This window comes from Pseudoalteromonas sp. 20-92, from assembly GCF_030847595.1.
GTDB lineage: Bacteria > Pseudomonadota > Gammaproteobacteria > Enterobacterales > Alteromonadaceae > Pseudoalteromonas > Pseudoalteromonas fuliginea.
In genome coordinates this window covers 18,575-39,933 of sequence record NZ_JANJGQ010000002.1, presented here as the reverse complement: position 1 = coordinate 39,933, position 21,359 = coordinate 18,575, and the positions used below count along the sequence as shown (strand labels likewise).

Genomic DNA, 21,359 nt, shown 5'->3' with positions numbered 1-21,359 from the left:
TAGAACACTATAAGTATTAACACTAAAATTTAGGCACAAAAAAGCCTGAGTAAACTCAGGCTTTTTAAACTTAAGGGCGTTAACTATGACTTTTTAAGTGACAGTTTTTCGCCTTTTAAGCTTTTACGAACGCTTGAAATACGTGAGCGATTAACTGCTCTCGCTTCACCGGTTGCCTGTCCTGATAACTTGTTAGAACGTGTACGGCGTAAATGCGCTGGTTTTTTACCAATTTTATCAATTAGTACTTCACGATTACTTACTTCGTAACCTTCTAAATATACACGTTTGATTTTTTGGCCGATTAGCGTTTCAATTTCAAACAAAGTGTTTTCTTCTTCGCGGCTAACAAATGAGATTGCTTGACCTTGGCGACCAGCTCGACCTGTACGGCCAATACGGTGAACGTAATCTTCTGCAAGCCATGGTAAATCAATATTAATTACACGAGGTAAACCATCAATATCTATACCGCGAGCAGCCACTTCTGTAGCCACTAATACGCGCACTTTACCTTCTTTAAATTCACGAAGTGCACGACGACGGTTACCTTGAGATTTGTCACCGTGGCAAACGCCCGCCGGAATACCATCAAGGTTAAGCTCTTTTACAAGCTCGTCAGCCGTTTCTTTCATGTTTACAAATACAAGCACTTGTTGCCAGTTTTTCTTACCAATCAATTCAGAAAGTAGCTCTTGCTTACGACGTTCTTCAACAGGGTAAACAACATGCTCAACAGTGCTTGCTGTACTGTTAGTTTGATCAACACGTACTATTTCAGCTTGTTTTAATACCTTAGATGCAAACTGTTTAATTGCTGCAGGGAATGTAGCTGAGAACAGTAAAATCTGGCGCTCTTCTGCACAGCTTTTAATAACGTTTTGCATATCTTCAATAAAGCCCATATCAAGCATACGGTCAGCTTCATCAAGAACAAGGTGCTTAACACTTGCAAGGCTTAAGTTACCTAAACGAATATGATCAAATAAACGACCTGGTGTAGCAACAACAATATCTACACCTTCTTTTAAAGCGTTTGCTTGGCCGGCGGTACTAATACCACCAAATAAACTAACGACTTTAAGCGATGTATGCTTTGCAAAATCTCTGAAGTTATTTGCAATTTGTTCTGCAAGTTCACGCGTTGGCGCAAGTACTAATGCATGAGGTGCATTCGTTGTGCTGAGTTCAGACTCAACCAATTTTTGGATGATAGGTAAAGCAAACGCGGCAGTTTTGCCGGTACCAGTTTGTGCACTGGCTAAAACGTCTTTACCTTTACGAACAGCAGGGATTGCTGCGCGCTGAATGGGCGTAAGAGTGTGATAGTTAAGTTCGTCCAACGCCTGGATGATTTCAGGAGCGAAACTAAAAGATTTAAAATTCATGCTGTATAACCTACGGCCACATTATCAAGGGTCGCAAATTATACAGTAAAAACGAGTCAACAGTTAGTCATTACTTCTATTTTAACGCGTTTAATCTGCTTTATAGCGTTTAAATATTAAAGAGGTGTTAATACCACCAAACGCAAAATTATTACTCATTACGTAATCGGTATTAATCTCACGACCTTGGTGTGTTATGTAATCAAGCAGAGCACATTCGTCATCAACGTTGTCTAAATTAATTGTTGGTGCAAACCAGTTATCAGCCATCATATTAATGCTTGCCCAAGCTTCTATTGCACCACAAGCACCTAAAGTATGTCCCAAATAACTTTTTAACGAGCTAATAGGTTTATTGCCAAGTGCGTTAAACGTTGCATGAGATTCGGCAATATCGCCTCTGTCTGTCGATGTACCATGCGCATTTACGTAACCAATTTCTTCTGGTTTTAGATTGGCATCTTGCAGTGCCATTTCAATCGCTAGTTGCATTGTTTTTGATGTAGGTTGAGTAACATGTTCACCGTCAGAATTGCAACCAAAGCCAACCACCTCTGCTAATATTGTCGCCCCGCGTGCTTTGGCATGCTCGTATTCTTCTAAAATAAGTGTACCCGCGCCTTCGCCTATCACTAAGCCATCACGATTTGCATCAAAAGGACGAGGTGTTTTTTTTGGTGTTTCATTTTTTGTAGATGTCGCGTAAAGGGTATCAAATACTGCAGCCTCTGTGATACACAACTCCTCTGCACCACCAGCAACCATTATTTTTTGTCGGCCAAACTTAATTGCCTCATAGGCATAGCCTATACCTTGAGAGCCCGATGTACACGCTGAGCTTGTTGTTATAACGCGCCCTTTTAAACCAAAGAATACACCAACATTTACAGGGGCGGTATGCGCCATCATTTTAATGTAACTGGTTGCTGTTACACCCGACATCGAACCCGTTTCCATCATATTTGCAAAGGCGAGTAAAGGCGCAGTAGAACCCGTTGATGAGCCATATGCGATGCCCGTAGAGCCATCTGTTAGGCTTTCGTGTTCAAGTAGCTTTGCTTGTTCAAGTGCACACTCAGTAGCGCGAGTTGACATAAGTGACACTCGCCCCATTGAACGTACTTGTTTGCGCTTATAGTGACTTGGTCGCTCAAAGTGGTTAACTGGTGCTGCTAGACGAGTATTGAGTTCGTCGGCCATATCCCACTCTGGCATAGTAACAACTGCATTTTCACCTTTAATTAAGGCTTGTTTAAATTCAGACCAATCATCACCCAATGCAGTGACCACTGACATACCGGTTACGACAACGCGTTTCATCAAACCATGCCACCATTAACAGAAATTACTTGGCGTGTAATATATGCTGCGTCATCAGACATTAAAAAAGCGACGGTTCCTGCAACTTCTTTAACGCTCCCCATGCGCTTAAGGGGGATCATTTTCATCATTTCATCAATAGGTAATTCGTCAGTCATCGCCGTTTCTATCAAACCAGGTGCCACACAATTAACTGTAATTTTGCGTTTTGCCAATTCTAATGCAAGTGCTTTAGTGGCCCCAATAATACCGGCTTTTGCTGCACTATAATTTACCTGCCCTCGGTTACCTGCAATACCTGATACCGACGACATTGTAATTATACGCCCACCTTTGCGGCTTTGTACCATAGGCATTACAGTTGGGTGTACTACATTATAAAACCCATCAAGGCCTGTGCGTATAACACAATCCCAATCTTCCCCTTGCATGGCCGGAAATGCCATATCGTTAGTAATACCTGCATTACATACCACGCCATAATAAGCGCCATGCTGAGCTATATCTTGCTCTATTTGTGCCTTTGCCAGCTCTCTATCGCATACATCAAATTGCAGTAAGCTGGTCGTTCTACCTAAGTTATTAATTTCATCGCATGTTGCTTGAGCCTGCTCAACACCCGATCTGCAATGCACTGCAATATCAAACCCTTGCTCAGCAAGTTTTAACGCAATAGCTTTACCAATACCACGGCTTGAACCTGTAACTAAAATTCTTTTTATCATTGATTTTCTCTTATAAATTCCAGCGGATTTTCAGGCTGAAATACATTAATTTTTGCTTGGCAAAGTAAGGTTTCACGCAAGAGTATTTGGCATTCAAATACACTCAAACCTGATTCTTCTTGATATAGCTTTTTCACTTCAATAGTCAGCTTACTGCCGTTTTTAAAACACGGTAGATAAGTTTGATATTTTCGCGTACCAATTAAAAAACCAATTTTTACTGGTTTATTTTCATCATTCGCCAACGCGCCAGCGTAAGCGGCAATAGACTGCGCCATATACTCAACGCCAATATAGCTAGGTACACCATTAATCGCAGGGCTAAAAAAAGGGCTTTGCTCAGTGATAGTAATAATGCATTGTGCTTCATCTTCGCTATACGCTAAAAGGCTGTCGATTAAAATCATAGGCGCGTCGTGCGGGACCACTTGCTCTATAGGGTAATTAGTCAACGTTAACTCCCAATATTAAGCTGGCATTATTACCGCCAAACGCAAATGAATTAGATAAGCAGTATTTAAGAGCGGGCTTAAACGCTTGTTTTATTATTTTTATATCAGCCAAATCACCGTCTTCTTTAATTGCGTTAAATGGCAGTATATGTTGGCCGCTGTCTTTTAATAATAACCAACATATACCGGCTTCAATGGCGCCTGCAGCACCTAAGGTATGTCCTGTTAAATGCTTACTTGAACTAAGCGGGGTATTGTTGCCAAACACGCGATTAATTGCAAGTGCTTCCATTTTGTCATTTTTGAAAGTGGCCGTACCATGGGCATTAATATAGTCAATATCACCAGAGGATAACTTTGCACTTTTTAATGCTTTTTCCATTGATGCTTGAGCACCCATTCCATTAGGATCAGGTGCAGACATATGATGAGCATCAGAACTTTCCCCACTGCCTACTAGCATAATGCCGTTATTTGTTATTGGTGTATTTTTAGTCATTACAAATAAAGCTGCCCCCTCACCAATATTAATGCCGTCTCTGTCACTAGAAAAAGGCTGACATAGGCCAGAGCTTAAAGAGGCTAGCGAATCAAAGCCATTAATTGTTAATTGACACAAACTATCTGCACCACCACAAATTACTACATCAGCTAAATCAGCATTTAACAACGCACGCGCACTAATTAACGCTTTTGCACTTGAGGTACACGCTGTAGAAATACTGTAACAAGGCCCTAATGCTCCTATTTTATGTGCAATGTAATGAGCGGGTGTTGCTAGCTCTTGATCACTGTAACTAAAGTCACCGGGCCAGAGTTTTGTACTTTCATAGCTTTTACGCGCTCTTTCGCCATCATGAATACCTGATGTACTAGTACCCATTACAATTGCGATACGCGACTTATCAATATGCGAAAGTTTATCTAAGGTTGGCTTAATCTGTTCTAAAGCTAGATCAATAAATGTATTGATACGTTTATTATTTGATAAAGCAATAGATTGAACTTGCCCTACATACAGCGGGGCTTGCTCAGCACTTAGGCTTTTATTTAAAGTTAATAAAGGAGTTGTAGGGTTATATTTATTTAAGCTTGTTGTGGTTGCATCTTGGCCTATGCCCATCGCACTCACAATGCCTAAATCATTCAGCCAATATGTCACTGTTCTACCTTTTTAAATGCTATTTGATACTGATGTAAAATATTGTTCAACGTTGTCGACTCATCACTATAGTCAATGGTGATAAATATACCCTCATCGTTAAATACCTCCCGATTAGAGCCAACCTGCTCTATTAAAGCACCCTTTAACTGCTTTTGTAAAAATGCTACTGGCCAATGTACTAATGCAATATCCGCCAAAATATAATGAGGGTCTATCCCTTCTACCGCCAACATCTTTCTTGTTTTTACTGGGCCATTTAAAGGTTTTTCAAGCTCCATAATTGGAAAGCCTTGCACTGTCATTAACAATAATTTAATTGAACCACTGCCATTTATAGCTAATTGAGCAAACACAGTGTGTTGTTTATGTTGATTCGTAATATACAAAACATGTTGCCAAGACTGTCCAAACATTTGTGTTGGGACGCTATTAATATTTAATTGAATATTAGGCGATAGATACACTCTATTTTTAGATGCCGTAAAACTCGTACATGCATTCAATACAGCAAATATAAATACAATACCCACCGCATACTTAATTAATTTTGACATAACTGAGCCAACACATTTAAACGACGTTCACTTTGCGCAACAAATGGATTATTCGTATCCCATGCATAGCCCGCTAAAATAGCACTGATCATTTCTCGTACTTGGGTATTTTGTTCTGCATAAAATATTACATCCTGAAAACGCGTGTCGTACCACCCTGTTACAAATGTTCTAAAACAATCGACTCCAGCTTGTAATGGCTGTGCGTAATGGGTGTCAAAATCAACGTTCTCATCTTTTAAATAGCGGTCAACAAGTGGGGCAATTAAATTTGCTGATTTAAGTGCAATTGTTACACCTGATGAAAATACAGGGTCTAAAAACTCCCCCGCATTACCCAATAAAGCAAAGTGCTTACCATATAACTTACTCACATTTGCCGAGTAACCTTTAATATTCCTTGCAGGAGTTAATAACTGACGTTGTGCCAACAGTGTTTTTAAATAAGGGTCTTGCTCTATAAATTGATTTAGCACATCGCTAGATTCGTCGTTATTAAAACGCTCCGACTGCGCCACAACCCCAATACTCGCAGTACCATCACTAAAGGGAATAAGCCAATACCACACATCAGAATATTGAGGATGTACGGTAATCAAAATTTTATTGCGATCGAAGTTTTTATCACTAATATTGTCTTTAAAGTGGCTAAAGTAAGCGCTGCGTACAGGAAAGTGAGAGGGAAGCTCTAAATCTAACAATTTTGGTAATACACGCCCAAAGCCACTTGCGTCCAATACAAACCGAGCATTAACGCGGTAAGCTTGCTGCTGCTCGTTGTGCACAAGTAACGACGCACCATTTAATTCGTCATTATAATCGACTACAGTGTGTTGATATCGAATTTCTACGCCTTGGTCTTGTGCTTTGTCTGCTAATAACTTGTCAAAGTCGGCTCTTTTTACTTGGTACGTAGTGCCTGGGCCTTGAGTAAATTTTTCGGTGAAGTTTATAGTTGTATTTTGCCCCGCCCGATGAAAAGCAGCACCATCTTTAAATTGAAAACCTAAAGACGCTGCATTGTCATGTACTGAATCAATTAAAGCTGCCTCTTCTAAGTAGGCCATGCATTGCGGTAATAAGCTTTCACCAATTGAAAAACGCGGAAACACCTGTTGCTCGAGTACAAGTACCCGCCAACCTTTTTGAACTAACAGGCTACTAGCCAGAGCGCCTGATGGACCCGCGCCAATAACAACAACATCGTACTGCTCAAGGTTATTCAATTTATTGTTCCTTTTGAGGCTTTAAAACACTTAGCGGTGATAAAAAATAAATAGCTAAGATCCCGACCATTACACTCAGCCCAAAGCTAAAAATAGCAGGGGTTTCAGAGGCACTCAGCATGCCAAATACCCACATCGATGACGCTGCAGATAAACTAATCGCCAGTACATTTTTGGGCTCTAACTTATTTATTTGATAAAAAACGAGGTAATCAATTGCTAAAGCAATAACAAGTAATGCACCGAGCAAATTAAATAACGACAAGCTACCTTGAATTACGTTACATATCCAGAGCATGCTCAACACCACAACAGATAAAATGGTTACTTGCAGAAGCGCTATCTTAATCGTAAACCGCCAGCTAAATAGCAGCCAGCTGATCAGACCCGCGAGCACCAAGCTTAGTAGCAAATATTCGCGGTAGTCACTTAATAAAGCACTAATTTGTTGAGGTTTGTTATAAATATAAACACCTTTGCTTTTTTCAACTTCATTAATTAATTGATCAGATGAAATACCCGAAAGAGACATCCATGTTATCGACTGATTTAGTTCAACAACCATTTGGGAACGTAATAATGGTTTAAATGCACTCGTGGCGAGTGTTTCATAAGTGAGTAACGGTGATTTTGTACTTGCAAGTGCTTGCCCTGTAACGCGCTCTGCAATATCCAAAGTCCCTTTGTTTTTAGCCTGTTCAAACACAGCCTGATTATCGCCCTGTCTTTGTAAACTAGGCAACCAATGGCTAATGCTATTATGTTTAAAATTTGGGTCTAGTTGGGTTAAGCGTGTTAAAAATTGTTCTTGTTTTTGTAAAAGCGCTTCGTCGCTATTTGCAAACATAAAAACAATTTGGCTGTCCCATTGTCCAAGTAATAACAAATGCTTTTTTTCGTTTAGCATTAAGTGATCGGAGCTTGCATTTAATAGCTTTACATCATCATTAAAGCTAATAGGTTTAATTAAAAATAACGCACTGATAAAGGCCAGTAATGTAATAAGTATTGGTGTTTTTAGGTGGTTACAATATTCAAAAACATTGATGAGTTTTTTACTCATTAATAAACTCGAAGGCGATAACGTGAGCGTAGATTGCCACAATGGCAAAACTAACACGGTAAATAGCCATGCACTCACCAAACCGGCAATAACAAACACCCCAACTTGAGACAATAACGTCAGTGGCGCACCGAGTAAGCAGCAATAACCCAGCGTAGTCGTAATAAGAGACAGTAAAAGCGCAGATTGTGTCCCTTTGCTGTAGCCTTTTTCATGCTCTTTTTTGGCTAAATCAGCCATGCCATGAAATGCATAATCAATGGCAATACCAATCAAGGTAACTGCAAAAACAAGCGTTAATAAATGAATAGTCTTAAATAGCAATACCATAGCGATAGCGCCACCAGTAAGTGCGCTCAGTACGGTAAAGCTTGCTAATAAAATACTGTTTAAACGCCTAAATACCCAAAATACCATAACAATAAGGGCTAATAAGCTAATACCACCAAACAAGCTCATCTCGTATTTAGCTTGTTTAGCATTTTCAGCCGTATGAAATAGCACACCGGAGTAAGTAATGCTTAAATCAGGGTAGGTTTTATTAAGTATATTGATCTGTTTAATTATCGCGCCAGCTAAATCAATTGATTTATTAACCCCTAAATTTTCAGGCGCTAAGTTTGCCAAAATGACACGGTATTCAACGCCTTTTAAACGTCGAGTTAAACGGCCTTGTTCAAGCGTAAACAATTGGCTTTGTTTTAAGTTATCTTCTATAAATGCCGCTAAGCTCAAACTTGTATCTTTGCTTAAAGTAGCACTTACAAATGGGTTGCCTAACTGATTTAATTGCGCAAGGTAATAATGTTCAAACGTTGTTTTGTTGCTTAATGTTTGTTTGTAAGTATCACTTAATAACGCATGTTTGAAAGGTGAGAATGTTTGCGCTAAATCGTTAACGGACGGAAAGTTAAGTGTGCTTTTAATTGCATTATCGTCAAGCCATTTTTGGAAATCATCAAATGCTTTATTTTTATTATTTCCTGCAAACGAGAACATAACACGGTTAGCATTTTGTTGAAAAAAAACATCTTCCGCATAGGCAATTTGAGAGTGTGATTTTGGTAACAAGCTAAACATATCGGCGCTAAACGTTGGTTTAGACAGCCAAAAAGCTGCAGCAAAAAGTAAAATTAAACTGCTAAACCACCCTACAATAACGGTAATTCGTTTTGTCACTGCACTACTCCCTTAATTAACCACTGCATTATTTAAAAACATAATTTTATTTGGGATAAGTAAACTCAATTTTTGTGTTATTTCCTGAGTGCTCATTTAGTGTAATACTGCTCACTTGCTTAGCAGTATTACATAAAATAAAATCACTAAATAATTGCTGTAGCATCGCTTCTTTTGGTGTTAACTGTGTACAACCGTCTTGCATTTTAACAATGTCAAAACGTATTTCCAGCGCACTCATATTTACGCTAAGTAAGTCACTCAGTAATCCTACAAATTGCTCGCTACCGGGTTGTGGTATTAACTCACCATTGGCATTTTGTGCAAGCACTTTGCCGTTTTCTATTATGAGCATACTCTCAACAGGCATTTTCACTTGCCAAATTAGTTTTTCGTCAATTAACGAAAAAACACCCGACGAAATAAAAGGCTTAGCAAACCCATTAAATTGCTTATATTGCTTAAACTCACCTTTAATAGCTGCTGCATTTACTACAGAGCAAAACAGCAAAAAGCTAATGGCAATGCTCAATGTAAAACATTTTAAAAAATTCATTTAATCGCCTATAAAATAAAAATTTAATTCAAAACTGCTTTTAACTTATTAAATAAAATAGCGGGTGATTCAAATTGCATTTCTTTGGAGCTGATCTCAACCGCAACTTGCGTGGTTGAGGCTTTAGTAAGGCGCTTATTAGTTAGCGAGTCAGTGATTACGTAGTCAATCCGTAGTCGATTCTCGAATTCTTTTAAATAAGCCGCTACTTTAATTTTTTGAGTAAATACCGCTGAGGCAATATACTTTATTTGCATATCAACAATAGGCCACGCGTAGCCCGACTCATGCATTTGTGGGTAATCGTAATCAAATAAACGCAGTAACTCACAGCGCGCTACTTCTAAATAACGTGGGTAATTACCATGCCATACAACATTCATTGGGTCGCAGTCATGAAATGGAATTTCAATTTCTACCACATGCGTTAATAATGCACCTTTACTATTCATACAACGCCCAACGTTTAGTTTGAATATACCCTATTGTTTGCCTTAGCACGGCTTCCATTGGTCTATCCTCTGTGAGGTTTTCAAAGTAATCAGTTATATCGGTATACATGTTTTGCATATCTTGCGTTAAAGTCGAAAACTCTAGATCGCCTTGCTTAATACGTAATCTAACACCTTGAATACTGGCTAATAACGTACTTGCTAACACTTGTTCTGTTAGCTGTAAAATACGTAAACAATCGCGTGACGCAATAGTCCCCATACTCACTTTATCTTGATTATGGCACTCTGTAGAGCGAGAAAAAACGCTGGCCGGCATGGTTAATTTCAATGCTTCAGCAGTGTAAGCACTACAGCCAATTTGAACCGCTTTAAAACCATGATTAATATAACGGCGCTCTGGTGCACTATCAGACAAGTTTGAAGGTAGGCCGTTGTTGTACTTAGTATCAACCAAAGAAGCAATTTGTCTGTCTGCTAAATCCGCAAGGTTTGCAACGGCTGTTTTCATGCTATCCATTGCCATTGCAATGTGGCCACCGTAAAAATGCCCGCCGTGCAATACATGCTCACCTTGGCCGTCAATTATTGGGTTATCGTTTGCTGAGTTAAGCTCGTTTTCTATCATGTGCCTAAAAAACGGCAGACTGTCTTGCAGCACCCCAATAACATGGGGTGCACAACGGATTGAATACCTATCTTGAAGTCTGTCTGCATTACGAGGGTGATCGTGATGGTTTAAATCTTCTCTTATCCAACGTGCTATTTGTTGCTGCCCAGGATGTGGCTTAACTGAAAATAATATCTCATCAAAATGATGGCTATTTCCTTTAAGTGCTAAGCTTGATAATGCAGTAATACGGCTCGCCAATTTAGCCAAGTAATTAGCCCTATCAAATGCTAAACACGCTAATGCAGTCATTACCGCTGTGCCATTCATAACGGCAAGACCTTCTTTTGGCCTTAGTGTTAGTGGCTCTAAGCCAACTTCTTTCATAACTTCAGCACTGTTACGTACTTGGTCTTTGTAAAACACATCACGCTCGCCTACCATCGCACCTGCAACGTAAGATAACGGTGTTAAATCACCGCTGGCACCTACTGACCCTTCTTGTGGGATCACAGGCACTATATCGTTATTTAAATAATCTTTAAGTAGGTGCAGCATTTCCCAGCTAATACCAGAATAGCCTTGTGAAAGTGATGTTAAACGCGTCGCTAAAATTGCACGCCCTTGCACTTTATTAAATACATCCCCCAGTCCACAGCCGTGAAAGCGAGTTAAATGCAGAGGTAATTCATCAACTAAATCAAGGGGTACTGCCACCGTTACAGAATCACCGTAACCAGTTGTAACGCCGTAAATTACGCCATCTTCTTTTAAAAGTGTGTCTAAAAAACACAAAGCGCTATTAATTTTAACGCTAAAAGTTTCACAGCTATTTAATTGCACTTGTGTTTGATTAAAGGCAACTCGAACAATATCTTCAATTGATAATCGCTGATTGCCAAAAAGCTGTATATTTTGTTCAGTCACACTTGCTCTCCATTGATTGATCGCGCACTACCTGCTGATCACTTTTCCAAAAATCGTAAAAATTAAACCACTGATAAGGATATAAAGCTGCGTAATAACTCAAACGCTCTGCATAGTCAGTAATAATAAGTGTTAGCGCCTGCTGTCGCTCTCGTCGAGGCATTTTTAATGATTGGCTGTAATGCTCAAATATCACTTGATACTTTTTTCTTTTTTTATCTTTTAAACAAAACAAAAAGTAAACAGGGCAATCAAGCAACGCGGCTAATATAAAAGGCCCCTGTGAAAATGGGGCGTTTTTTCCTAAAAATGGTACCTGTACCGACCGAGAAGCCGTTGTTGTGCTTGTTCTGTCACCAACAATAACGATTATTTCCCCCAGCTCTACTTTTTCTTTTAGTAAAATAGCTAAGTCAGGGCCCATATCTGTCACTTGTATTAAATTAACCGACACATCTGGGTTAATCTTTTTAAGCATTTTATTAAATTCAACAGCGTGATGAGTAAACACCAATACATTTATTTTTTTACTGCTGCGGTGTTGGCTAAGTGCCCTGCATACTTCTAAATTACCCAAGTGAGAACCTATAAAAATAGCCCCTTGGTTTTGCTCATCTAACTCAGCAAATAAATGCTCATTAGTGTACTTAATATCACGTTGGGTTATTCGCCCAAGCCAAGCATCAATTTTATCTAATGCGCTATCTGCAAAACTGCAAAAGTGTGTTAATTGCATTTTAAACGTAACAGGTTGTTTGCAGCCTTGGTAAACATTAACCTGCGCTAAAAACGCTTTAGATGCTGTACGTGCTACTTTGCCTGTTAAAAAAAGATAAAAAACCACAGGAAACAAAACAATCCACAGTCCTTTTCTACCCAGTAATTTATGGGCAAATAACAGTATTTGAATACCTAAAAAATTACCGCGTTCCTGCATTTTAGACCAATGTTTAGCGGCCATAACGCCTCTTTAATTTATGACAAATTAACACAGGAGAGCGAATCAACATGCCAAAAAACAAACGAGTGTGTAACCAGGAAATACGCGCATTATCGTGCAATGGTTGAAAATGAGAAAGCCCATTTTCAGGGTAAATTACTTGGCTAGGTAAAAATACAAAAGGCACATTGCGCCAATATAAACGCACTAAAATTTCAGGGTCAAAATCCATGCGCTTTCCAAGCGACACCTCATCAATTAGCTTTGTACTTTGCTCAAGTGGATACACTCTAAAGCCACACATCGAATCTACAATTGTAAAACTTAACGTTTCAATCCATACCCACACATGCGTTAAATAACGTGCTAAATAACGGTGTTTAGGCACTGAGTCATCATATATTGGGCAACAACTTATAAGCGCTTTAGGCTGAGCATTTGAAAGTGCTATTAGTTTTTTAATGTCAGCTAAATCATGCTGCCCATCTGCATCAACCTGTATCGCATGTGAAAAACCTAGCTTATGTGCCTGCTTTAAGCCTGTTTGTACCGCGCCGCCTTTGCCCTGATTATCGTCGTGGGTAACTACACTCAACTGCGCGTATTTTGCATCAAGGTTACTGAATACATTTTTAGCTTCGGCGTTGCTTGCGTCATCAACCATAATAATAGGAAGATTAAATGACGATAATTGGCTAAGTACATCATCAATAACCGTAATATGATTATAATTTGGGATAACAATACAAAAGTTATTCATTTATTAGGCTATCAAAAACAACACGGCCAGATGCATGCTGTCCTTTATTTGAATTATACGAAAAAGTGTATTTATTATCTGCTTTTTGCTCAAGCAATAATTCGATTGTTATACCTGGGGTAATCACTACCTGAAACTTTAATACTTCAACATTTTTAACAGGTTGCTGAACCTTATAATATTTACAAATTGCAGCCACAGCCCAGTCTAATTGCACAACACCTGCGAGTATTGGGCCATCCGTAAAGTGTCCTTTGAAATAATCTAAATCATGAGGAACTAGTAAGCTTAATTTATACTTTTGCTCTGCTTTTTCACAAGACAGTAAATCAGGCTGTGTTTTAGTCAACTTTTGCAAAAAGACTCTCCAATGCTTTTAAATTTAACTTTGCCTGTGAGTTGTATGGTAATTGCTCTACAAAACGCCACTTTTTAGGGATACAAATTCGCTCAAAGCGCGCTAATGCATGCGCTTTTAATAAATTATTTGTAGCTAGCTTACCGTCACCATTAAAGAGCATCTGCCCTTTATGCGTAAGCACAACAATAGCCCCTACAATTAATCGCTCACCAGGCAAGGCGATTACTTTAGCTTCACTTACCCACTCACTAGTACACAAATGTAGTTCTAGCTCATCTAAACTTAATCGTTTTTCTTCTAATTTTATAATTCGGTCGAATCGACCTAATAATCTAAATTGACCATTTTTAAGTACTTCGCCTCGATCATCTAAAGGGTAATTTTTGTCGCGAACAAGTGGAGAGGTTAAAATTAAACGCTGATCATCCAAAGCCCGTACTTTAATACCCGAGAAAGGCTGCCAAAGGCTAACTTTTTCATGTGACGTAACTTGTCGATATGCAATACCACCTGTTTCGGTACTACCAAAAACTTGTGTGACTGGTTTATTTAATTGCGTAAACAACGAAATGGCATCTTCATTTAGTAGCGGTCCACCTGATGAAAATATCCATTGTAAATGAGACTTATCATTCACTAATACATTATCGATACATAACCGTTTTAACTGCGCTGGGCTTGAAACAAACACTACTTTTTTAAATAACCTAAGCTTTTTAGCTACATGCTCGGGGTAATGCAGTAGTTCCGTATTAACAACTTTCCCTGCACGTAATGGCCACAGTAACCTAAACAGTAAACCGTATATATGCTGATGCGAAACACTTGCTATAAAAATAGGATTATCAATCAGTGCGTAGCTGTTAATTAATGTATTTACTTCTTTATTTATTACCTGCCACGTTTTTACAATTGGCTTTGCTTTTCCCGACGAGCCCGACGTATAAAAAACGATTGTACCTTCTTCAGGCCAATTAATTGTTTCAATGAATACAAAGTGAGGTTGATTGGCTAAAGTGCTTACATCTAAAAAATCAGCCGCTAAATCAGCTATTAATTCAGACTCACCAATAAAAAACGGCGTCTGTTTAAGCAAGGAGTTTAACGTTTCAGGTTGCCCATTAGGCGGTAAAATCACTGTATTTCCGTGTAATGCCAAAGCAAATAAGTACACGGAAAATTTGTAGGCGTCTGTGGTGTATAAAACAACCGATGATGTAGCGTTTAACGTTGATAGTTTTGCTAAAACCTCATTTATATCACTAACAAACTCACGCTCAGAAATATCATTATCAGTATGATTAAAACATGTTCTTATTGCATTACTTTGAAAAGCATTAAACACCGGCGTTCCTTTTTACTTTTTGTCTGACTAACCACTCTATAGCAAACAATGTGCCCATAGCTAAGTAAGCAATAAAACCATTATAAAAAGCCCAGGTTTCTAGGCTACTAAAAATACTGGTGTACAGGGCAATACCACCGTTTAATACAAAAAACAGACACCACACTAGCGTTACTTTTTTTGTATAAATCAGAGCGTTTTCATCAAGTGAGGGCTCAGTAATGCGCGCAAAGGTTTCAATAATAGAAGGCCCTTTATACAAAGAATACGCAAACACAACTAACATAACTAAATTAATGATTACGGGATACAAACGCAGCCCTAAGTCGCTATCCATTACCTTGGAAATCAAAATAGTAATGACTGCTAAAAATGTAGCGGGCTTTAACCACGGCATTTTATCAAATAAGGTTCTGCTTAACCAAAGTCTAAGCCCGAGTAAAAATAGCAGTAATACTGTAATAATCTGACTATTAAAACGCGTAAGGCCTACGTACACAATAATAGGGTAGCAAGCCAAGCAAATCATAATTAACGTTGTTAAAACTGCTTTTAACATAGTATTAGTTAACTAACTTTTCTATTTCGGTGACTATATCTTGCACTGTGCGCACAAGCTTAAAGGCATCAGGCTCAATTTTTTTACCTGTGATTTCTCTTAATTTCACAACTAAGTCAACAGCATCAATACTGTCTAAATCAAGATCTTGGTATAGGTTAGCCTCTAAGCTAATATCTTCTGGGTCTATTTCAAATTCGTTTTCTAAAATGCCGTGTAATACATCATAAATTTCAGCAGCGGTTTTCATTTTTCTTCCTACTTTTATATATTAAGAACGTGCTTGTTCAATAAATTTTGCTAAAGAATTAACTGAGGCAAAGTGCGCTTTAGTTTGCTCAGAATTTGCATCTATTTTCACATCAAATTTCTTTTTTATCGCAAGGCCAAGCTCTAACGCATCTATGCTGTCTAGCCCTAGCCCATCTACAAATAAAGCGTCATCGTCTTTAATGTCAGCAGTGGTCATGTCTTCAAGGTCAAGGCTTGAGATAATCAGTTGTTTTATTTGTTCTTTTAATTCGCTCATATATTTTTTAGCTCTTGTGTAAAATAATGTTGTAAATCTTTAGTCAATTGGCGTGATTGCATTGCAGGCATATCGCTGTCGTACGTTGCACAATTAAACTGCTGGCTCGTAAGCCTCATTGTAAAATGCGCCTGATATGGCGCGACTTTATACCAAGGAGTGCCTTTGGTTAAAGTGTTTGGTTTCATTTTAATTAAAAAAGTAGTGATAGGCGCATTACATCTAATTGCAATATTTGCAGCGCCACGTTTAAACTTTAATTTTTTGTGAGGCTCTGTCCGTGTCCCTTCAGGAAATACAATTAAGTTATTACCCGTTTGTAAACTTTGCTCGCACTCTCGTAATAACTCTTGCGGATCATCATTACTTATATAGCCTGTGCTTTTAATAACGCCGCGCACAAAAGGGTTTTTAAATAAATGCGCCTTTACTACGCAATCTGCGTTTTTTATCACCGAAATTAAAACAACAACATCAATTAAAGAAGGATGGTTGGCTAATATCAATTGTCCTTTTAAGCTTTCAATTTGTGCTTTATCGTTAACATGAAACCGAATAGCCCCCAGTAAATGCATTAAACTAACAAACAATTTGAAGCAGTAATGCACTGTTTTTCGAGCTTTAAGCTTTTGTTTAACTGAGTCATTTTCAAATAAACGCTGAGCGGGAAAAATAATAAAGGCTAATACTAAACCACCAATTCCAAAAACTGAAAAGCAAAATGCAGTAGTAATCATTCGCCAAAACAATCCACATAATCTTTGTGCATTTTTAAGCATGGTATGTAAGCTGCCAATCGTGCTCAAGCGCGTTATGAACAAGTAATATATTGCTGCGCTCATACAAAGCTTTAGCGCATTGGATACTCATTGGTAAGTCGCTTTTTTCCATGCCCGTATTAAATACTTTATTTAAACTAAAATGAGGTTCGCCTTCTTGCGGGGCTCTGATTATTAAACCAATAGAGTGTGCTATTTGCTGTTCATCAGCGAACTGCACGTAAATGTCAGGGAGGGTTTCATCGGTATGGACTATTAATATATGTTGCTGTTCACTATCAATAAGGCGTACAACGCCATCTACTAGTGCATAAATAAAGCTTTCAGCGCCTGCCGAAATTGCATTTGTAGCACTTGTATTACCCTGTATTATCCCAAAAAGTCCTGAAGCCGCATTATGCACACTTAACCCAAAACCAGTTGGCGACAAAGGCTGATCATTTACTACATCAACAAGTAAGTTAGACGTTTTGTGAAAATCGCCGTGGCGAGAAGAGAAAACACTCGGTAAATTAATATAGCTACCTTGAGCACTTACTTGATGGGCACTAAAGAGCGCCATTTTAATAAAAGGAGTCATGCGGCGTCGCTGCATAGCAGGCACCCAACTAAGATTTAATACGGAGGAATCAAACCAATTACTCTCTTTTATTTGTCGCTGTTCAGGCTTTATCCATATAGCGAGTTCTTCAACAACAAATTTCACAGATATACATATTTTATTAATTATAAGGACGAGAATTTTACCGATATTAGCAATAAAAGTAAATAATCATTAAATAAAAGCCAGTAACTAAAATCATTCAGTACTGGCTCATATTACTAAGAAAGTAGAGCAATATTTTTTATATCTATATAGTCAGCCTTACCGCCTACTACATCACTTTCGTTAAGTTGATTTATTAATGGCAAACCGATTTTTTGTTGCTCATCGCTAAGCGGTAAATACGGTAATCTAAATACTGGATTTACTGCACCTGTCATCATCAACGCGGTGTTAATAGCAATCGGGTTTGGTTCACAGAACAACCAGTTCATTAATGGTTGTAACGAAGTATTTAGCTCGTTATTTTTAGTATCCATTAATTGGCGAAATAACCCAGGTATTAAGTTAGAAGTAACCGAAATAACACCGTGCGCTTTGTGTACATGACGAGCGTCGTGTGCTTCATCGTCGTTACCAGACCAACACGCAATGCCTTGCTGCTCATAGTGTGCAATGCGCTCATTGCCGCCACATTCTTTAATACCAATTAGGTTCAAGTGCTGTGCTAATGGTTCAATAATATCAGGTGTTAGATCTTGACCTGTGCGACCGGCTACGTTGTAAATAAAGGCAGGTCCAATATCAAGTACGCGTTTAAAGTGCTCTTTAACACCCGCGATTGACGTACGTCCGTAGTACGGGTTAATTTGCAGTGCTGCATCCATACCGCTGGCAAAACCATATTTAGTTGCTTTAATCGCTTCACGGGTGTTGTTACTACCGGTATTACCAACAATAACCAGTTTGTCGCCATACTTGTTTGCACTGTGCGCTATAAGCATTAAATGCTCTTCCCAGTTCATTAACTGCCCTTCGCCTGTTGTGCCACCGACTACAATGCCATCAACGCCCGCTGCAATTTGTATTGCAACGAGTTCATCGTACTTTGCTAGGTCTATTTCACCGTTTGCTAAGTATGGCGTTTTAATCGCTGTAATAAGGCTTGCTTGTTTAATTTGTTCTAGGGTGCGCATAAAAATTCATTATTTATAAAACTTGCGCTATTTGTAACATATTTGCCAGTACTTTTGGAGGTGTAAGCGCATATTTAATTATAAAATACCTTGTGTTATTGAGTTTGTTAATTCAAAATGAAGCACTGTATATATAAACAGTATTTGTATTTTAACGATACCAGAGGCTTTATGCGTTTATCTGACTACTTAGCAACTCATTTTTATAACACCGATGAACTATGCCAAGCATTAAATATAGATTCAGACATGCTTTTAACTTGGCAAGAGCAAAGTGTTTTCCCCAAACCAAGTTATTGTATTAAAAGTCAACTTAGTTGTAGTTCATATTCAGGTTTGTATGAATGCGAAGAGTATGACGATTATTACCCACGCGGCTGTGTAAATTGGGGGCAAGGTTTAATAAAACAAAAAATAGAATCATCAAGCCATGCTTTTAATTACTTTGCACAACAATACATTGCCATTTTGACTAAATTAGCTCAGCAAGGGTTTGAATTTAATGAAGAGTTATTTGGCTGCGAAATAGACGAGCACTTACAACAAGTCTGGCAACAATTTTTATGCAGTAAATACGGCGTACTTACTCAAAATGGATTAATAGACGAAATAGTCGCTGTTGATATTGGTCGCTTAGTTGTAGACGATATTACCGAACTACGAAGTAAAGCGAGTTTAGACAAAGACGAGCGTTCTTACTTACATCCCGCTATGAAGCTTTTAAACCGTGCACTGAGTCATGGTGCCGATCATGAAAAGCAAAGCACATTACGCACTCGCTACATTGATGCACTTGTTTTAAAGTATGATTTGTCTATTAAATAACATTATATTAAGTTGATTATTTACTATTTTAGGATTATTTTTAGATTAAATGAGATCTATTAACGTAACTATCACGTATCAAACGAGCGAAAATTCGCAATAAAGCACCTTAATAAAGGCACTGACTCAATGACAATGAAAACAAAAATAAGCTTAATTTCTGCTGCACTCACAATTCTTTCTTTTAATACACTTGCTAAAGCTAACCACGAGAACGTAAGCGATGACGTAGTAAAAACACAGCGCGCCGCACTTGCTAAAAACACAATTAATAAAGGTTTTGGCCCTCAATCCCCGCGTAATATTGATAATCATAAAGGCGAGAATACAGTAATATTTTCTGATGCGCCTGCTTCATCACAAATGAACTTATGCAATATCCATTTTCATAAAAATGCAGAACACGCCGGCGGCGAGTTTAGTAAATATGCAGGCAATGGCGATGGTCATGGCTATCAAAGTGGCTATGTGTATTCAGGCTCTTTAACTAAAAATGAGAGCAAACCTACAAAAATACAGATTTGTCCGAGCGAACACGGCGCTCTTTCAGTAGGCGACACCATTGAAGTTCACAATGTGCATAGCAGTGCAATGGTTAAACCTGGCCCTACACTGGGTAGTTGTTTGAGTGATTCGATTAAAAATCCGCAACTACGTGTTGAAGCGCAAGTATACGTATTAGTAAACGATGCAAACGCGCTTGATTTTAACGAAATAAGTAACGTGTCATCGGTTAATGGCTATTACCAAGCAGCGAATGCACTTACTAATACTGGTGAAGCAGTTATTTATACCGGCTCTACCACTGGCCCTGGTTACAATGAAGCAGGCTCTCCTTTCCAAGTAACATGGTCAGTTAAACCAAAAGTAGCAAAAGTAGATATAAACAGTGTAGGTAAGTGGTGTGAAAGTAATACCTTTAATGAAGATCATGCTCACGGTGTAAGAAATCTCGTAATAAACCCTGCATTACTCTCTAAAATCAAATAATTAAAATTTAGCCTAATAAAACAACCCACTAATTAGTGGGTTGTTTTATTATGACCGTTAAAATGAGTATTACGCTTAATGGGATAAAAATGTCACATTAAATGTATTTAAATCTTCATATGTAATACATGTTTGCTCATTGGTATTAAGCTCAACAACACCACAATAAGAACCTGTTATAAACACTTGCCCTGCTTTTAAATTAATTCCCTTTGCTGATAAGTAATTAACCGCCCAATAAAGTGGAAGCTGCGCAAGTTCTGCAGGATGCACACCCGCCAGGTTTAACTCCATCTTAGTTTGCTTAACGTTAATATTTACAGTACTTGCGTTATACGCTTTGGCTTTATCTATTTGTGGGCCTAAATACACACCTTGATTAGATAAACCATCGGCCAGCTTTTCAATGTGAGTGCATGGAGTGTCTTCATCAAATCTTTTTTGAATAAGCTCAAGTGCCAAGTGGACGCTGGCAAATGCAGTATCCACGTCTTCATTTGTATAGGTTTTATTACTTGGTAAATCGCTTTGTAAAATAAATGCAATTTCTGGTTCAATAAGCGCTTTATTGTTTGTTGTATACAGTGGGCAATTTTCAGCTTGTTTTATAGGTGCATGTAAAAGAGGCGCTAATATAATTGAGCCATCATCTAAAGGCAGCATACACTTCCAGCCATATACAGTTTGATCATTTAAATAAATCATCAACTTTTGTACTTCTATCGCATCGTCAGTCGAGTCTAGTACTAACTCTTTGGGAAAGTTTGAACGCGCTGGTTTTTCTTCTCTTTGTGCTAATAAGTGAGTAGCAATTAGTTTTAGCTGTATTGAGTTGTTCACATAAATCTCTTTAAAATACGTTATTGGTTAAGCAGTAAATAGGAAGGATTATATTATTAATATATTAGTTTAGG

The 21,359-nt window shown here is 38.3% G+C and carries 24 protein-coding genes; 2 read left to right on the top strand and 22 right to left on the bottom strand.

Translation table 11 applies throughout. The annotated features are described in order from the left end of the window. Positions 1–83: 83 nt before the first annotated feature. From NRL14_RS02200 to dapA, 21 genes are all read right to left on the bottom strand, one after another. On the bottom strand, positions 84–1,388 hold the full coding sequence (locus tag NRL14_RS02200) for a DEAD/DEAH box helicase (RefSeq protein WP_149605470.1): 1,305 nt from the start codon (positions 1,386–1,388) through the stop codon (positions 84–86). Between the two features lie 90 nt (positions 1,389–1,478). Beyond that, a complete protein-coding gene (locus NRL14_RS02195; protein WP_008137175.1) occupies positions 1,479–2,708 on the bottom strand; it encodes a beta-ketoacyl-ACP synthase in 1,230 nt (409 codons plus the stop codon). Further along, positions 2,708–3,433, bottom strand: coding sequence for a 3-oxoacyl-ACP reductase FabG (gene fabG, locus NRL14_RS02190; protein WP_007378697.1), 726 nt, complete (start codon positions 3,431–3,433; stop codon positions 2,708–2,710). Before fabG ends, NRL14_RS02195 begins: the two co-directional genes overlap by 1 nt. Further along, a complete protein-coding gene (locus NRL14_RS02185; protein WP_096794661.1) occupies positions 3,430–3,885 on the bottom strand; it encodes a hotdog family protein in 456 nt (151 codons plus the stop codon). Before NRL14_RS02185 ends, fabG begins: the two co-directional genes overlap by 4 nt. Beyond that, complete coding sequence (locus NRL14_RS02180; protein WP_306723882.1) at positions 3,878–5,047, bottom strand: beta-ketoacyl-ACP synthase; 1,170 nt, start codon at positions 5,045–5,047, stop codon at positions 3,878–3,880. Before NRL14_RS02180 ends, NRL14_RS02185 begins: the two co-directional genes overlap by 8 nt. Then, positions 5,044–5,604: a DUF3261 domain-containing protein gene (locus tag NRL14_RS02175; RefSeq protein ID WP_306723881.1), complete on the bottom strand. Its 561-nt coding sequence runs from the start codon at positions 5,602–5,604 to the stop codon at positions 5,044–5,046. Before NRL14_RS02175 ends, NRL14_RS02180 begins: the two co-directional genes overlap by 4 nt. Further along, positions 5,592–6,830, bottom strand: a complete 1,239-nt coding sequence (locus tag NRL14_RS02170; protein WP_306723880.1) for an NAD(P)/FAD-dependent oxidoreductase — start codon at positions 6,828–6,830, stop codon at positions 5,592–5,594. Before NRL14_RS02170 ends, NRL14_RS02175 begins: the two co-directional genes overlap by 13 nt. A 1-nt stretch (position 6,831) precedes the next feature. Further along, on the bottom strand, positions 6,832–9,072 hold the full coding sequence (locus NRL14_RS02165) for a transporter (RefSeq protein ID WP_306723879.1): 2,241 nt from the start codon (positions 9,070–9,072) through the stop codon (positions 6,832–6,834). A gap of 46 nt (positions 9,073–9,118) precedes the next feature. Further along, complete coding sequence (locus tag NRL14_RS02160) at positions 9,119–9,628, bottom strand: outer membrane lipoprotein carrier protein LolA (RefSeq protein WP_306723878.1); 510 nt, start codon at positions 9,626–9,628, stop codon at positions 9,119–9,121. Positions 9,629–9,651: 23 nt separating this feature from the next. Next, on the bottom strand, positions 9,652–10,080 hold the full coding sequence (locus tag NRL14_RS02155) for a thioesterase family protein (protein ID WP_007378690.1): 429 nt from the start codon (positions 10,078–10,080) through the stop codon (positions 9,652–9,654). Further along, positions 10,073–11,617, bottom strand: a complete 1,545-nt coding sequence (gene hutH / locus NRL14_RS02150) for a histidine ammonia-lyase (RefSeq protein WP_149615215.1) — start codon at positions 11,615–11,617, stop codon at positions 10,073–10,075. The genes NRL14_RS02155 and hutH overlap by 8 nt, the downstream gene beginning before the upstream one ends. After that, positions 11,610–12,578, bottom strand: coding sequence for an acyltransferase (locus NRL14_RS02145; RefSeq protein WP_306723877.1), 969 nt, complete (start codon positions 12,576–12,578; stop codon positions 11,610–11,612). The genes hutH and NRL14_RS02145 overlap by 8 nt, the downstream gene beginning before the upstream one ends. Next, on the bottom strand, positions 12,568–13,317 hold the full coding sequence (locus tag NRL14_RS02140; protein WP_033040622.1) for a glycosyltransferase family 2 protein: 750 nt from the start codon (positions 13,315–13,317) through the stop codon (positions 12,568–12,570). The genes NRL14_RS02145 and NRL14_RS02140 overlap by 11 nt, the downstream gene beginning before the upstream one ends. Beyond that, a complete protein-coding gene (locus tag NRL14_RS02135; RefSeq protein WP_050482463.1) occupies positions 13,310–13,675 on the bottom strand; it encodes a thioester dehydrase in 366 nt (121 codons plus the stop codon). The genes NRL14_RS02140 and NRL14_RS02135 overlap by 8 nt, the downstream gene beginning before the upstream one ends. Next, positions 13,659–15,023 (bottom strand): AMP-binding protein, encoded by a 1,365-nt coding sequence (locus NRL14_RS02130; protein ID WP_007378685.1) that lies wholly within the window; start codon positions 15,021–15,023, stop codon positions 13,659–13,661. Before NRL14_RS02130 ends, NRL14_RS02135 begins: the two co-directional genes overlap by 17 nt. Continuing rightward, on the bottom strand, positions 15,016–15,582 hold the full coding sequence (locus tag NRL14_RS02125) for a hypothetical protein (protein ID WP_306723876.1): 567 nt from the start codon (positions 15,580–15,582) through the stop codon (positions 15,016–15,018). Before NRL14_RS02125 ends, NRL14_RS02130 begins: the two co-directional genes overlap by 8 nt. 4 nt (positions 15,583–15,586) lie before the next feature. Then, positions 15,587–15,832, bottom strand: coding sequence for an acyl carrier protein (locus NRL14_RS02120; RefSeq protein WP_002958648.1), 246 nt, complete (start codon positions 15,830–15,832; stop codon positions 15,587–15,589). A 21-nt stretch (positions 15,833–15,853) separates the two neighbouring features. Next, a complete protein-coding gene (locus tag NRL14_RS02115) occupies positions 15,854–16,111 on the bottom strand; it encodes a phosphopantetheine-binding protein (protein ID WP_306723875.1) in 258 nt (85 codons plus the stop codon). Further along, entirely contained in the window at positions 16,108–16,848 is a 741-nt protein-coding gene (locus NRL14_RS02110; RefSeq protein WP_008137205.1) for a 1-acyl-sn-glycerol-3-phosphate acyltransferase, read from the bottom strand. Before NRL14_RS02110 ends, NRL14_RS02115 begins: the two co-directional genes overlap by 4 nt. Positions 16,849–16,882: 34 nt before the next feature. Then, complete coding sequence (locus NRL14_RS02105; protein WP_188085301.1) at positions 16,883–17,596, bottom strand: beta-ketoacyl synthase chain length factor; 714 nt, start codon at positions 17,594–17,596, stop codon at positions 16,883–16,885. Positions 17,597–17,712: 116 nt separating this feature from the next. Further along, positions 17,713–18,630, bottom strand: a complete 918-nt coding sequence (dapA, locus tag NRL14_RS02100; RefSeq protein WP_306723873.1) for a 4-hydroxy-tetrahydrodipicolinate synthase — start codon at positions 18,628–18,630, stop codon at positions 17,713–17,715. A gap of 171 nt (positions 18,631–18,801) precedes the next feature. Here dapA and NRL14_RS02095 point away from each other — a divergent pair, with 171 nt between their 5' ends. After that, the gene (locus tag NRL14_RS02095; RefSeq protein ID WP_007378679.1) at positions 18,802–19,455 is read left to right on the top strand and encodes a DUF6058 family natural product biosynthesis protein; all 654 of its coding nucleotides are present in this window, start codon (positions 18,802–18,804) and stop codon (positions 19,453–19,455) included. A 129-nt stretch (positions 19,456–19,584) separates the two neighbouring features. After that, positions 19,585–20,445: a delta-class carbonic anhydrase gene (locus NRL14_RS02090; protein WP_306723872.1), complete on the top strand. Its 861-nt coding sequence runs from the start codon at positions 19,585–19,587 to the stop codon at positions 20,443–20,445. A 75-nt stretch (positions 20,446–20,520) separates the two neighbouring features. Here NRL14_RS02090 and NRL14_RS02085 read toward each other — a convergent pair whose 3' ends face one another. After that, entirely contained in the window at positions 20,521–21,285 is a 765-nt protein-coding gene (locus NRL14_RS02085) for a 2-keto-4-pentenoate hydratase (protein WP_306723871.1), read from the bottom strand. Positions 21,286–21,359 lie beyond the last annotated feature (74 nt).

Coding starts and splice junctions, on each gene's coding strand:
- NRL14_RS02160 (WP_306723878.1), bottom strand. CDS start 9,628: ATGAATTTTTTAAAATGTTTTACATTGAGCATTGCCATTAGCTTTTTG.
- NRL14_RS02195 (WP_008137175.1), bottom strand. CDS start 2,708: ATGAAACGCGTTGTCGTAACCGGTATGTCAGTGGTCACTGCATTGGGT.
- NRL14_RS02090 (WP_306723872.1), top strand. CDS start 19,585: ATGACAATGAAAACAAAAATAAGCTTAATTTCTGCTGCACTCACAATT.
- NRL14_RS02145 (WP_306723877.1), bottom strand. CDS start 12,578: ATGGCCGCTAAACATTGGTCTAAAATGCAGGAACGCGGTAATTTTTTA.
- NRL14_RS02140 (WP_033040622.1), bottom strand. CDS start 13,317: ATGAATAACTTTTGTATTGTTATCCCAAATTATAATCATATTACGGTT.
- NRL14_RS02200 (WP_149605470.1), bottom strand. CDS start 1,388: ATGAATTTTAAATCTTTTAGTTTCGCTCCTGAAATCATCCAGGCGTTG.
- NRL14_RS02095 (WP_007378679.1), top strand. CDS start 18,802: ATGCGTTTATCTGACTACTTAGCAACTCATTTTTATAACACCGATGAA.
- dapA (WP_306723873.1), bottom strand. CDS start 18,630: ATGCGCACCCTAGAACAAATTAAACAAGCAAGCCTTATTACAGCGATT.
- NRL14_RS02120 (WP_002958648.1), bottom strand. CDS start 15,832: ATGAAAACCGCTGCTGAAATTTATGATGTATTACACGGCATTTTAGAA.
- NRL14_RS02155 (WP_007378690.1), bottom strand. CDS start 10,080: ATGAATAGTAAAGGTGCATTATTAACGCATGTGGTAGAAATTGAAATT.
- NRL14_RS02125 (WP_306723876.1), bottom strand. CDS start 15,582: ATGTTAAAAGCAGTTTTAACAACGTTAATTATGATTTGCTTGGCTTGC.
- NRL14_RS02110 (WP_008137205.1), bottom strand. CDS start 16,848: ATGATTACTACTGCATTTTGCTTTTCAGTTTTTGGAATTGGTGGTTTA.
- NRL14_RS02175 (WP_306723881.1), bottom strand. CDS start 5,604: ATGTCAAAATTAATTAAGTATGCGGTGGGTATTGTATTTATATTTGCT.
- fabG (WP_007378697.1), bottom strand. CDS start 3,433: ATGATAAAAAGAATTTTAGTTACAGGTTCAAGCCGTGGTATTGGTAAA.
- NRL14_RS02115 (WP_306723875.1), bottom strand. CDS start 16,111: ATGAGCGAATTAAAAGAACAAATAAAACAACTGATTATCTCAAGCCTT.